This is a genomic window from Microbacterium sp. ARD31, assembly GCF_031844425.1.
Map to the genome: position 1 here is coordinate 139886 of NZ_JAUZVE010000018.1, position 12679 is coordinate 152564.

Below are 12679 nucleotides of genomic sequence, written 5' to 3' on the forward strand. Positions count from 1 at the left end.
GGGGGGTGCGGGTGCGACTCGACGGTGGGCGGCCTACTCGCCGCTGGCCGGCTTCTCCGGCGCGCCAGCCGGTCCGCCGTACGGGAAGAAGGACAACCGGCCGTCGGCCTCGAGCACGGCGTACTCGATGTCGGACGTGCGGCGGATCCCCTGCTCGCGTGCGGCGACGAGGAGGTCCGCGGTGGCCAGCCGTTGCGCCCTCATCGCGTCCTCGAGCACCTCGCCGTCCTTGACGACCAGGAGCGCCCGGCCGGTGAGCACCGGCCGCGCCCGCGGGAACCGCCACTGGAGCCAGGACAGCAGCACGGTGAGGAGGGCGAAGGTGCCGACGGCGAGGACCGCGGAGGTGATGGAGTAGTCCTGCTGCGTCACGCCCTGCTGCACGAGGTCGCCCATGGTCACGTACAGGAGCAGCTCGAACGTGCTGAGCTCTCCGAGGGTCGACCGGCCCACGGCACGGGTGACGACCCACAGGAAGACGAACAGGACGAGGGCGCGGACCACGATCTCCATGTCGGACTCCTCAGGGCAGCAGGTGGGTGTCGATGGCCACCGAGACCACCGGACGCATCGCGGAGTCGACCACCGAGACCGTCGCGTCGCGGCCCACCTGGCTCGACGGCTGGATGTACGCGTCGTAGTCGACGGTGAAGACGTCCCCGTCCGGCGCGTCGAACGTGAGGTACAGGGTCTCGGCATCGCGCACACTGGCCGAGGGCTCGGGCGTGAACCCCTGCGTCTCGTAGATGTCGAAGTAGCCACCCGTCACCGCGACCGTGACCTCCTTGCCGAAGCCGTCCGGGTTGGTCACCGTCACCTGCCAGGGGACGTCGAGCCCGCCGCGGGCGACCGAGGCGTAGGTGACCGTGAGCTGGTAGCCGCCGCCGCTGGCGGAGGTGGTCTCGCTGCGGACGCCGAGGAGGCCCGCCACGCCGGCCAGGACGACCGCCAGGAGCACACCGAGCAGGAGACGGCGCGACCACAGGCCGCGGCGTTCGTCGCGGCCAGTCTCCAGCCCGGACAGGGTGGAGTCGGGAAGGGGCACGTGGCCGGTCTAGCAGCACCGCGGTCGGGGAGCCGCGAGACACGCCGGAGCGACGGGTGCCGGGCGCTCGCGCCTCAGTCCTGGAACGCGGCGAGCAGCCGGACCCGGGTCGGGGTCGTGCCCTCGTTGGTGACCGTGAAGAGCTGCGGACCGTCCGTGACGAGGCGCCCGAGGACGTCGGCGTTCGCGAGGAGGAAGGACCCCTTGACGGCCACCGCGTCGCCGGCGGTGGTGCCGCGCGAGGGCACGACCGTGATCGGCGCGGGGGCACCGGTGGCGACGTCCTTCGCCGAGATGGCCAGAAGGGCCAGCGACACGTCGTCGGGCACGAGCGCGATCTCCGCAGAGTCGTCGGTGTCGCCCTGGGCGGCGAGGACCGCCTCCGAGACGGCGTACGTGTCGGGCGTGAGGTCCATGCCCAGCGGCAGGACGGGCCCGTCGGCGACGGTCAACCGTGCGCTGAGCGAGACGTGGACCATGGGCACCTCCTGGTCGGTGGGCGGGCGGTCCCGCGCCGCGCGGAGCCACTGTCTGCAGCGTGCCGCGGGGCCGTCACCGGTGGGTCACGGCCGCGTCACCACGGGCGGGACGGGGTCGTGACGGCACGGTGACGGCGGGTTGACGGGCGCGGTCGATGCTCGCTGGAGGAAGGTCCTCGCCTCAGCACGGCCGCGACGTCGAAGGAGCCCCCATGAGCATCACCCCCACCTATCCGGGTGTGTATGTCACCGAGGTGCCGAGCGGGAACCGCACCATCTCCGGCGTCGCGACGTCCGTCACGGCCCTCGTCGGCACCGCGCTCCGCGGCCCGGTCGACCTGCCGGTCCCGATCGGCAACTTCACCGAGTTCGAGCGCACCTTCGGTGGACTGGTGCGCGACAGCGGCCTCGGCTACGCCGTCCGGGACTTCTACCTCAACGGAGGCGGTCGCGCGATCGTGGTGCGCGTGGCGCACGACGACGCCGGCGCCGCCACGATCGACCTCGGCGGCGCCCTCACCCTCGAGGCGTACGGCGCGGGGGCGTGGGGCGACGCGATCACGGCGTCGGTCGAGCACCCGGCCGATCCCGACGCGACGGACATCGCCGAGTCCCAGGGGGTGGAGGCCGACGACCTCTTCACCCTGACCGTCGCGCTCGGCGACGAGGTGGAGGTGTTCCGCAACGTCACCGTCGTGGACGGACCCGCACGCCTGACCAACCTGGTGCAGTCCTCGCGGCTCGTGCGGGTGTCCGGCGTGCCCACCGGCAGGCCAGCCGAGGGCGACTACACCGTGACGCTCGCGGGCGACGACGGCGGCGCCGTGGACGCCGACGACTACACGGAGCCGGGACGCGGGATCAACGCGCTCGACACCGTCGACCTCTTCAACCTCCTCGTCATCCCGCCGCCGACCCCCACCGGCAACCTGCCGTCCGCGGTGTGGCCGCTGGCGGCGACGTACGCCTGGCAGCGGCGCGCCTTCCTGATCATCGACCCTGAGGCGGGCACCGACGTCGCCCCCTTCGTCACGTGGGCCGGCGCCCTCGGCCTCACGGCCGACGGGGCCCGCAACGCGGCCGTCTACTACCCCCGCATCCGGCACGCCGACCCGCTCCGCGGCGGCCAGGTCGACACCTTCGCCCCCAGCGGCGCCGTCGCCGGCGTCTACGCGCGCACGGACGGGGCGCGCGGCGTCTGGAAGGCACCCGCCGGCCTGGAGGCGGCGCTCGGCGGCGTCGTCGAGCTCGAGAAGGCGCTGACCAACGACCAGAACGGTGCCCTCAACCCGTCGGGCTACAACGCCCTGCGCACCTTCCGCGACGCCGGGTCCGTGGTCTGGGGCGCGCGCACGCTGCGCGGCTCGGACGTGCTCAGCGACGACTACAAGTACGTCCCGGTGCGCAGGCTCGCGCTCTTCCTCGAGGAGAGCCTGTTCCGGGGCACGCAGTGGGTGGTGTTCGAGCCCAACGACGAGCCGCTGTGGTCGCAGATCCGGTTGTCCGTCGGGGCGTTCATGCAGGACCTGTTCCGCAAGGGCGCGTTCCAGGGCACCAGCCCGCGCGACGCGTTCTTCGTCCGGTGCGACGCCGAGACCACCACGCAGTACGACATCGACCGCGGCATCGTGAACATCCAGGTCGGGTTCGCTCCCCTCAAGCCCGCGGAGTTCGTCATCATCTCCGTCCAGCAGAAGACCGCCGCGGCGGCGCGGTAAGCGCCCGGCAGCGAGAAGGATCCCGACATGGCCGAGTTCTCCGTCAACGCCACCCGGTTCGACCCGTACAAGAACTTCAAGTTCCGGGTGAAGTGGGACGGCAGGTACGTCGCCGGCGTGTCGAAGGTCGGCGCGCTGAAGAAGACCACCGAGGTGGTCAAGCACCGCGTCGGCGGGGACCCGTCGTCGAGCCGCAAGTCCCCGGGCCGCACGGAGTACGAGCCGATCACCCTCGAGCGGGGCGTCACGCACGACGTCGAGTTCGAGCAGTGGGCCAACAAGGTGTGGAACTACGGCTCCGGCCTCGGCGCGGAGGTGTCGCTCCGCGACTTCCGCAAGGACATGATCATCGAGCTCTACAACGAGGCGGGACAGCTCGTGCTGGCCTACAAGGTCTACCGGGCCTGGGTCTCGGAGTACCAGCCGCTGCCGGAGCTCGACGCCAACGCCAACGGTGTGGCGATCCAGACCATCAAGCTCGAGAACGAGGGCTGGGAGCGCGACTACGCGGTGGCCGAGCCGACCGAGCCCACCTTCGTCGAGCCGTGACGGGCCCGCCGTGACCCCGGCTGCGGCGACCCTGGACCTGTGGGACACGCTGGCCGCCGTGGCGCCGCCGGCGCGGGGAGCCGCGGTCCTCGTCGCGCGCGGCGTCGCACCCGACCTCGTGGCGGCCGGTGACGTGCCGCTGGCCGTGGCCGCCCGCGAGGCGCTCGTGACCCTGCGCGACCGCGTCGGTCCCGTCCTCGACACCACGCTCGCGTGCCCGGCGTGCGAGGCGCTGCTCGACGTGCCGCTGCCCCTCGACCAGGTCCTCGCGGGGTCGGCCGGCCCTCCTCTAGACGTGGACGTGGACGTGGACGTGGACGGCGTGGTGGTGCGTGGTCCGACGACGTCGGACGTGCTGGCGGCACTGGCGTCCGCGGACCCGGCCGCGACGCTGCGCGCGCAGTGCGTGACGTGGCCAGCGGGGAGCGATCCGGACGCCGATGCCGACCTCGCCGCACGCGTCGCCGCGACGGCGGAGCAGGTGTGCGGTCTCGCCGGCACCAGCCTGCGCCTGCACTGCCCCGAGTGCGGGCGAGAGGTCGTCGCCGATGTCGACGCCGTCGGCCTGCTCACCGAGCGGGTGGCCGAGGAGGCGCGTGACGTGCTGGCGGACGTCGCCACGCTCGCCGCCGCCTTCGGGTGGTCCGAGCGGGAGGTGCTCGCGCTGCCCCCGTCGCGCTGGCACGCCTACCTGGGGCTCGTCGGGGCGCAGGGGTGAGGGCACGCGATGCGTGACGTCTTCGACCGGATCGTGGGACGGGGAGCAGGTGCCCCCGGCGCTGCGGGCTCTCGCGTGACGATGCGGCGGCGCCCGGGGCTCGGGGTCCCGGCCCCCGCGCCTGCGGCTGCGGCCGAGGTCGCGCGCCCGGGCGGTGATCCCCCCGCCGCCGTCGATCCGGGTCTCCCGCCCGCCGCAGGGGCCGTCTCCCGGCTCACTGGGTCCGGTCACGCCGAGGACCACGCACCGCAGGCGAGGCGTGAGCCCGGGCAGGATCCTCACGCCACGGAGCCCGCGACGGACCTGCCGGTCACGGAGCCCGACCGCGAGCCGGAGGTCGACCACGACGAACGCGAGGCGGCCGGTTCGGAGCCGCCGACACCTGCGGTGGTCGTGCGGCCGGACCGCTCGCACGCACCGGCCCCGGGTACGACGCCCGCACCAGCGCCGGCACCGCCGGTCCCGCGGCCCGATGCTGTTCGCGCCGAGGTGCGCCTGCGCAGCGGGAGGTCGCGGCCCGCCACACCGGCGGCGTCGTCGTCGTCGCGGAGCGTGTCGGTGGACGAGCTGCTCCGTGACCACCTGGCACCGGCCCTCGTCGCGGAGGGCGCCGTGGACGAGAGCGCGGTCGACAGCCTCGTCGCCGACGGCCTGGAGCCGGTCGACGTACCGCCCGGGGGCGAGGTGCACCTGCACATCGGTCGCGTCGAGGTCCGCACGCCCGCGGTCGCGGCGCCGGTCGCCCCCGAGCCCCGGTCGCCGGGACGGTCGTCGGAGCGCGGTCCGGTGGACCACGCCGACTACCTCGCCCGCCAGCAGCGGAGGTGGTCGTGAGCAACACGCATGCGATCGCGGCCGTGACGTCGACGCTGCGGTTCGTGCTGCAGCGGGCGATCGACGCCGAGCCAGACCCGGTCGCCGGGCGCAAGGTCACCACGCTGCGCCCGGCCCAGGTCGCCGCCCTCGGCGCCGAAGACAGCCCGGCGCGGGGCCTGAACGTGTTCCTCTACCGGGTCACCCCGAACCAGGCGTGGAACCTCACCGACCTGCCCACGCGCAGCGGATCCGGCTCCCTGGTCAGGCGACCGGTGGCGGCCCTCGACCTCAGCTACCTGGTCACGGCGTACGGCGACGAGCCGGCACTCGAGCCGCAGCGGCTCCTCGCGCGGGCCGCTCTCGCGCTGGCCGCCACGCCCGTGCTCACCAGGGACGTGGTGGAGGAAGCCCTCGCGCTCTACGGCGCGGAAGCCGGGACGGCGTTCCTCGAGCGGGCCGACCTCGCCGGACAGCCGGAGCCGGTCAAGCTCAGCCCGTCACCGCTGTCCCTCGAGGAGATCTCGAAGCTGTGGGGGGTGCTCGGCACGCCGTACCTCCTCTCGCAGGCCTACACGGCGACGGTCGTGCTGATCGAGGCGGAGGTGCCGGTGCGCCGGGCGCTGCCGGTGCGGGTGCGCCAGGTCGACGTGCGTCCCTTCACCCGGGCCGAGATCGCCGCCGTGGAGACCGACGACGGCGGACCGGCACGGACCGGCTCCACCCTGGTGCTCGCGGGATCGGGCCTGGCCTCCGCGCACCCGTTCGTCACCGTGGGAGGCGCGCGGCTGGTCGTCGACCCCGCCTCCACGGCCTCTCGGGTCGTGGTGAGCCTCCCGAGCACGGTCCCCGCCGGCGTGCACGCGCTGCAGGTGGTCCACGTGCGGCCCGCCGATGCGATGAGCGGTGAGCCCGAGCGCGTGGTCGGGCGCTCCAATGCCGTGCCACTCGTCGTGCTGCCCACCGTGGGCACGGTCACGGCGTCGGGTGGGGAGGTGCACGTCGCGGTGCAGCCGCCGCTGGTGGAGGGCCAGCGAGCCGTCGTCACCCTCGGACGGCTGGCCGATCCCGCCGACCCGCCCGACCAGGTCCAGCCGGTGGTCGCGGCGACCCTGCCGCCCCAGCCCGCCGGCCCACCGGTCGCCGTGCTCGACATCCCGGACGACGACCTGTCGCCGGGGACGTGGCTGGTGCGCGTGTCGGTCGACGGTGCGGAGTCGGTGCCGTCGCTCGGCGCCGGCGGCACGTACGACGCGCCGGTCGTGGTGCTGCCGTGACGGCCGCCGGGAGCGGGGCGGACACGGTCACGGACACCGGCGAGGACCGGAAGCCAGGGGTCGGGTCGGAGCGGGCGCCCGACGCAGAGGTGCGGAGGGAGCTCACGGTCGCCGAGCTCGCCGTGGTCAGGGCACGGCTGCGCGGCTCCGACCCGGCCCCCGCCGAGAGCGCTCTCGCCTCGTTGCGCCGGCACGCGGACCAGCCGTCGCCCCTGGACGCGCTCGCTGCGGGTCTCGGGCTGTCGGACTTCGAGGGCGCGACGCTCCTGCTCGCGTGCGGTCCGGACCTGGTCGGCGAGGTGGCGCGAGAGCTCGTGGAGCACGGTGGCGCCCCCCGGCTGACGTTCGCCACGGCGCTCGAGAAGCTGCCCGGCGCGCACTGGGACGCGCTCACCCACCGGGGACCGCTCCGCCGGTGGCAGCTCGTGCGGCTGGCGGAGCCGACCGCCGTGCTGACCAGCCCGCTGGTGCCCGACGAACGCGTCGTGCACCACCTCGTGGGCGTCGACACCCTCGACGAGCAGCTCGAGCTCGCCAGCCAGCAGCTGGACGTGCCCGCACGGCTGCCGTGGACCTACGCCGAGGTCGTCGGGGACGTCGTCTCCCGCTGGCGAGCCACCGGCCCGGTGGTGCTGCGCGGGACGCAGCCCCGGACCACGTGCGCGCTCGCCGCGGCAGCGTGTGCCGCGGTCGGCCTGCGGCCCCGTGTCCTCGGCGTCTCCGCGCTCGCCGAGGGTGCCGGGGAGCTCACGTCGACGCTGCAGAGGCTGGTGCGTGAGACGGTGCTCGGCCGCGTCGCCTGGGTGCTCGACGTCGAGGAGGCGCCGGCCCGGTCGGTCGCCGACCTCGGCCGGGCGCTCGCCGGTGCCGAGGCGCCGATCCTCGTCGTCGGGTCCTCGCGCCCCGGCAGCGCACCGCTGGACGCGCTCGGTCTCGCCGTGGTCGAGGTGCCCCGCCTGGGCGTCGGTGAGCGACGTACGACACTCGCGGCTGCGCTCGAGGGTGCTGGGGTGCCGGTGACGGACGACGAGGTCGACGCGGCGGCGGGGGCGTTCGACCTCGCACTCCCGGACGCCGACGCCGTCGCCGCCGAGGTCGGGACCGGGGTCGACCTGTGGGAGGCCTGCCGGCGGCGACCTCGCGCCGACGTCGGGGCGCTCGCGCGGGTCCGTACGGCGCGGGCCGTCTGGGACGAGCTCGTGCTCCCGGAGCGGCAGCTCGAGCAGCTCCGCGCACTCGCTGCCACCGTCCGCCAGCGGGCCAGGGTCCTCGACGACTGGGGCTTCGCCGACCGCTCCGACCGCGGGCGCGGCACGACGGCCCTGTTCGCCGGCGACAGCGGCACGGGCAAGACGTTCGCCGCCGAGGTGATCGCGCACGACCTCGCCCTGGACCTGGTGCACGTGGACCTGTCGCAGGTCGTCGACAAGTACCTGGGGGAGACGGAGAAGCGCCTGGCCCGGCTCTTCGACGCGGCCGAGGACGGGGGCATGGTCCTCCTGTTCGACGAGGCCGACGCGTTGTTCGGCAAGCGCTCCGAGGTCAAGGACAGCCACGACCGTTACGCCAACGTCGAGGTCGGCTACCTGCTGCAGCGGCTCGAGGCGTTCGGGGGACTGGCGATCCTCACCACCAACGCGCGCAGCGCGCTGGACCCCGCCTTCACCCGCCGCCTCGCCATGATCGTGGACTTCCCCTATCCCGACCGGGCCGTCCGCGAGCGCATGTGGGACCTGAGCCTCCCGCAGCCGATGCCCCGTGCGGACGTGTCGCCGGCACGGCTCGCCGACGCCGACCTGTCCGGCGGAGCCATCGCGGCCGCCGCCCTCCAGGCGGCCTACCTCGCCGCCGCGGACGGCGGCGTGGTCACCATGGACCACCTGGAACGTGCCGTGCGCTGGGAGCTTGCGAAGACCGGCCGGGTGGCACCGTTGGACGGGACGCGGCAGGCCCGGACGGTTCGGTGATGGCTATGAGCCTCGAACGCGCTGAGAAGCAAGGTCAGGCGTCTGCCAAGACCGACCCGTTCCCGGCTCACCCCGCGGCAGCCGATCTTCCCGTGACGGCCAACCACGACCTGACCCGGTTGAAGTCGTACCAGGACGACACGGTCTCTGGATTGGAACCGGGTGTTCGAGGTGCGATGGAGTCGGCCTTGGGCGGGGACTTGTCAGGTGTACGAATTCGCACCGGCCGATGGGCACAGGAGCTGAGCCGCGATCGCGGCGCGGCAGCAATCGCGGTGGGCGACGAGATATGCATCGGTAGCCAGGTGCCCGACGCGCAGCTTCGCGATCCGCGAGGCGAGCTCTTGGCACACGAGCTCACGCACGTCCTCCAGCGTCGAAAAGCGCCGGCCGCCGAGACTGACGGGATCACGTCTCCGCACGACGGACCGGAGCAGGAGGCAGCCCGGAATGGCTGGCTGATAGCGCACGGATGGCCAATCGGCGCGGTCCGGTACGCGTTGAGCTCCGAGGCTCGAACGCCGACGAGCGACCTGGTCGAGCACGACCTCTCCTATGCGCTGAACGACTGGGAGGTGACCCCGAGCGAAGAGAGACGCATTCTTGACGCCCTGGAACGCGACACCGACATCTCGGGCACGGTGAGGGACTTGCAGTCGGCCGGCATGCTGGCCGCGTTGTTCGACAGACTCGACGAACCGGGTTGCCGCCGCCGACTCCTGCACGTCCTCGGTCGTGGCCTGGACCCGGCGGCACGAACGATGGTCGAACCGCGGGTGCGGGCCCTCGGCGCAGGCGCCGAGCTGCAGTTCAACTTGGGTCGATGGGGGGTCACGAGCGGGGCGCCCGCATTCAACCCCGCACCGCTGGAGGCGAGGCTGGTCGCGACCGCGCGCACCTCTCGGACCGGACACACCGGAGGTCATCTCACGGCGCCCTTCAGCGGGGTGGGAGCCACGGGTGTGACACCAGTGACCCGGTACGTAGGCACGTTCTACACGTCACCGGGGGTGCCGCAGATCCCGCTCACGGACCAGGCGCTGATGGCGGCAGGAGATCAGGCAACACTCGCCACCTACAGCAATCCGGTCGGCAGCCTGCCTGGCTACCTGGCGAGTCTCTCGGCGACGGACCGCCGGGGACAGGCTGAGCTGATGTTGCGCCGGCCGATCTCCTCCACCGAGCAGCGATCCTACGAGGGGAACGTCCCCTCGCGTGCGCAGGTGATGCTCGCGGCCGGGCGGGCCCACCGGATCGAGGGCGCGCTGGTGGCGGCCATCATCCTCGCGGAGCAGCGCGACCAGAGTCAGGCCGAGGACGCTGCCGACTTCCAAGGAGCGACGAGCTTGCTGCAACGCAACTCGTCGGTCGGGCTCGGGCAGGTCGTCGTGTCGACTGCCCAGCGCAATGACCTGTTCGCCGACCTGGTCAGCGACTCGACGCGTCGAACGATGGGCGTCGACAGGGCAACCCGGATCGGGCATGACCCCACGGCACGGCTGCTGGCGTCCGACGAGTACAACATCTTCGCCACCGCGCGATACATCAGGAAGGTCGCCGACCTCGGTAGCACGATGTCAGCCGGTGCATTGCCCCAGACGGTCGCCGCATTCCCCGGAGTCGACTTCGCAGCGTTTGCCAGAGACTCGGGTTCGTGGCCCAGTGCGAACATCCGGGCGCTGGGTTCTGAGTACACGTCAAGACCATGGGACGACACCCTTGTGGTTGCCTGGGGAGACTTCGTCTTCGAGGCCTACCAGGACGTCAAAGCGACGGGCCTGCTCTAGCGTCGCTACTTCCTCCGCGTGTACCCAAACGCTTCGCTCAGTCCGGGGACCGTCCCGGACTGGGCGAACTTCAGCACGTCGAAGGTCACCATCACCCGTACGTCGGGGGTGCCGGGCGTCTTCGGTCCCTCCGGCAGGGACTGCTTGGACTGCACGAAGCCGGTGTCGGTCGGGAAGAGCTGCGGCGCCTTGAGCAGACCGGGGTAGGTGCCACCCTCGAGGCTGAGGCCGGGGAGGAGGCCGAGCCTGCCCGTCCCACCCGCGAGGGTCAGCGACCTCGACGTCGGGTCGTAGCTCCAGGTGAGCTCGGCGGTCAGGCTGAGCCCCTTCCACCCGAGCTTGTCGGCACCGAGCTTGAGAACGTCGGTCAGGTCGAAGCCGGTCTCGAACTTCCAGAGCGGCGACTTCGCGTCGGGCATGGTGTAGCTGAACTTCTGCAAGGTCGCGTAGGGGATGAGCCCGGCGGGCGCTGCCAGGTTGACGCCGGACAGGGTCTTGCGGCCGTTGGGGTCGGCGAGGAGCGCCCCACCGGCCAAGCCGAGCGTGCCCACGCCGAACGTGACCACCCCTGCCTTCTCCCCGGTGGACAGCGAGCCCCACTCGCGTGCGGCACGCGCCCCGGCGGCGTCGGTGATCGGCTCGACGAGCTCCTTCTTCACCTTCTCGTTCTTGAGCAGCTCCTTGCCGACGGTCTTCAGGCCGCCTGCCAGCGCCTCGTCGCCCTTCGGTGCGTCGGGCGTCGCGCCGTCGTCGAGCTGGGGTCCCGTCGCCGTGCGGGCGGCGACCTGTGCCCGCCCGCCGGCGGCGACCTGGTCGGCCGCCGCGTGTGCAGCCGCCTCCCCTCCGCGGTCCGGAGCCGCGCCGAGGGGCCGGCGGCCACCTTGCTGCACGACGTGCGCGAGCTCGTGCGCGAGGAGGTGTCGTCCCTCGGGCGTCCCCGGGTCGTGCGCGCCGGGCGCGAGGTGGATGTCGTTGCCGGACGTCAGCGCCCTCGCGCCGCGGCGGGTGGCCTCGTCGTCGCGGTGGACACGGACCGCGGAGAAATCATGTCCGAACGCCGCCTCCATCCGGGCCATGGTGTCGTTGTCGAGCGGAGCTCCGTCCCCGACCCGGGTGGCGCGGTCGGAGACCGTGCAGGAGTCCGCGTCCTGACGAGATCGACCCTTCGTCCTCATCGAACCCCCTCACGGCTTCGGCGTGCCGACCATGTCGGTCGACGCCTCGCTCGCCGCCTCCAGCGCCTGCGCGTACGCAGTCCACTTCGCCTTCCACGCCTCGATCGCCGGGCCGACCTTCGTGACCGGCATCCCGACTCTCAGCGGGTACGCGGGTGGTGGGTTGGCGCGGAGGTAGTGGACGAAGTCGAGCCCGTGGGAACCCTCGTGGAAGCCGAGCGTCCTGCTGCGGGGGTCGACCTTCGCGCCGGCGAGGTCCTCGGTCGTCGTCCCGCGGCCGTACCCGGACGTCACGGAGGCCGAGGACTCCGGGCCGTAGAACGTCTGGATGGTCAGCACCGGCGCAGGTGGGTCGCCGATGCTGGTGACCGTGACACGATCCGTCGACTTCCACGCAGCGGTCCGATAGCGGATCCGCGGCTTCGTCTGGGCCCTCTTCCCCAGCTTCGGATCCTTCGCATCCGGCAGGATCCGGACACGGACCCCGCCGACCGGGAACTCGACGGCGCCGTCCGGGCCGGGGGTCAGGCCCTCGGCCACGGGGGTCGAGGTCCCGGCCACCTGCTGGTGGGGCGTGGGCCACGCCCACATCGGGATCCGTCCGCTGTTGCGGACGTAGATCTCGTCCGCGGTGACGCCCATCGACGTGGTCGCCAGCGGGACGAGCGCTCGCAGGCCGGCCACGTAGAGCGCGCGGACGTCGCGCTGGAGCGCGGCATCACCTGCATGGGTGGTGGCGATCGTGCGCTCCAGGTCGGTGATGGCGCGGTACCACCGGTCGAGCGTGGCTCCGAGCTCTGTCGCGGTCACGTCCTTCGCGGGAGCGGCGAAGGTGCTCGCGGCAGTCGCCAGGAGCGCCTTCCTGGCATCCGGCGGGGCGAGCTCGTCGCGTTGGAGGCTCGGTCCCGCGTGGCTCTGCGCCACGACGTGCGCGAGCTCGTGCACGACGAGGGACCGCGGCGCGTGGGGTGGGAGGACGACGTCCTTCCCCACGGCGAGACCGCGCGCTCCGACTGCTGCGAGGGCACCGGCGGCCCCGACGTCGTCGTGCACCCGGACCCGGCCGAGGTCGTGCGCCAGCACGGGCTCGACCTCCGCGCGGGTGGCACCGTCGAGGTCCCGCGCCGGGGACGCCAGCGAGGCACGGACCT

12 protein-coding genes are annotated in these 12679 nt (G+C 73.0%); 7 read left to right on the top strand and 5 right to left on the bottom strand.

The window, feature by feature from the left end:
- Positions 1-33: 33 nt before the first annotated feature.
- From Q9S36_RS30205 to Q9S36_RS30215, 3 genes are all read right to left on the bottom strand, one after another.
- Positions 34-513 carry a YetF domain-containing protein gene (locus tag Q9S36_RS30205; RefSeq protein ID WP_311288530.1) on the bottom strand — a complete coding sequence of 160 codons (480 nt, stop codon included), beginning with the start codon at positions 511-513 and terminating at the stop codon, positions 34-36.
- A gap of 10 nt (positions 514-523) precedes the next feature.
- On the bottom strand, positions 524-1045 hold the full coding sequence (locus Q9S36_RS30210; RefSeq protein WP_311288531.1) for a hypothetical protein: 522 nt from the start codon (positions 1043-1045) through the stop codon (positions 524-526).
- A gap of 74 nt (positions 1046-1119) precedes the next feature.
- Positions 1120-1524 (bottom strand): hypothetical protein, encoded by a 405-nt coding sequence (locus tag Q9S36_RS30215; RefSeq protein WP_311288532.1) that lies wholly within the window; start codon positions 1522-1524, stop codon positions 1120-1122.
- 212 nt (positions 1525-1736) lie between these two features.
- Here Q9S36_RS30215 and Q9S36_RS30220 point away from each other — a divergent pair, with 212 nt between their 5' ends.
- The 7 genes from Q9S36_RS30220 (at position 1737) to Q9S36_RS30250 (ending at position 10353) form a co-directional block, all read left to right on the top strand.
- On the top strand, positions 1737-3242 hold the full coding sequence (locus tag Q9S36_RS30220; protein ID WP_311288533.1) for a phage tail sheath subtilisin-like domain-containing protein: 1506 nt from the start codon (positions 1737-1739) through the stop codon (positions 3240-3242).
- 27 nt (positions 3243-3269) lie between these two features.
- Positions 3270-3791, top strand: a complete 522-nt coding sequence (locus tag Q9S36_RS30225) for a phage tail protein (RefSeq protein ID WP_311288534.1) — start codon at positions 3270-3272, stop codon at positions 3789-3791.
- A 10-nt stretch (positions 3792-3801) separates the two neighbouring features.
- Entirely contained in the window at positions 3802-4509 is a 708-nt protein-coding gene (locus Q9S36_RS30230) for a hypothetical protein (protein WP_311288535.1), read from the top strand.
- Between the two features lie 558 nt (positions 4510-5067).
- Entirely contained in the window at positions 5068-5343 is a 276-nt protein-coding gene (locus tag Q9S36_RS30235) for a hypothetical protein (protein ID WP_311288536.1), read from the top strand.
- The gene (locus Q9S36_RS30240; RefSeq protein ID WP_311288537.1) at positions 5340-6599 is read left to right on the top strand and encodes a DUF4255 domain-containing protein; all 1260 of its coding nucleotides are present in this window, start codon (positions 5340-5342) and stop codon (positions 6597-6599) included. The genes Q9S36_RS30235 and Q9S36_RS30240 overlap by 4 nt, the downstream gene beginning before the upstream one ends.
- Complete coding sequence (locus Q9S36_RS30245) at positions 6596-8566, top strand: ATP-binding protein (RefSeq protein WP_311288538.1); 1971 nt, start codon at positions 6596-6598, stop codon at positions 8564-8566. Before Q9S36_RS30240 ends, Q9S36_RS30245 begins: the two co-directional genes overlap by 4 nt.
- A 5-nt stretch (positions 8567-8571) precedes the next feature.
- Positions 8572-10353, top strand: a complete 1782-nt coding sequence (locus Q9S36_RS30250) for a DUF4157 domain-containing protein (RefSeq protein ID WP_311288539.1) — start codon at positions 8572-8574, stop codon at positions 10351-10353.
- 5 nt (positions 10354-10358) lie between these two features.
- Here the strand turns inward: Q9S36_RS30250 and Q9S36_RS30255 are convergent, their stop codons facing one another.
- Positions 10359-11528, bottom strand: a complete 1170-nt coding sequence (locus tag Q9S36_RS30255) for a DUF4157 domain-containing protein (protein ID WP_311288540.1) — start codon at positions 11526-11528, stop codon at positions 10359-10361.
- Between the two features lie 9 nt (positions 11529-11537).
- The coding region (locus Q9S36_RS30260) for a DUF4157 domain-containing protein (protein ID WP_311288541.1) at positions 11538-12679 on the bottom strand (1142 nt) is incomplete at its 5' end.

Coding starts and splice junctions, on each gene's coding strand:
- Q9S36_RS30215 (WP_311288532.1), bottom strand. CDS start 1,524: ATGGTCCACGTCTCGCTCAGCGCACGGTTGACCGTCGCCGACGGGCCC.
- Q9S36_RS30205 (WP_311288530.1), bottom strand. CDS start 513: ATGGAGATCGTGGTCCGCGCCCTCGTCCTGTTCGTCTTCCTGTGGGTC.
- Q9S36_RS30250 (WP_311288539.1), top strand. CDS start 8,572: ATGAGCCTCGAACGCGCTGAGAAGCAAGGTCAGGCGTCTGCCAAGACC.
- Q9S36_RS30225 (WP_311288534.1), top strand. CDS start 3,270: ATGGCCGAGTTCTCCGTCAACGCCACCCGGTTCGACCCGTACAAGAAC.
- Q9S36_RS30220 (WP_311288533.1), top strand. CDS start 1,737: ATGAGCATCACCCCCACCTATCCGGGTGTGTATGTCACCGAGGTGCCG.
- Q9S36_RS30255 (WP_311288540.1), bottom strand. CDS start 11,528: ATGAGGACGAAGGGTCGATCTCGTCAGGACGCGGACTCCTGCACGGTC.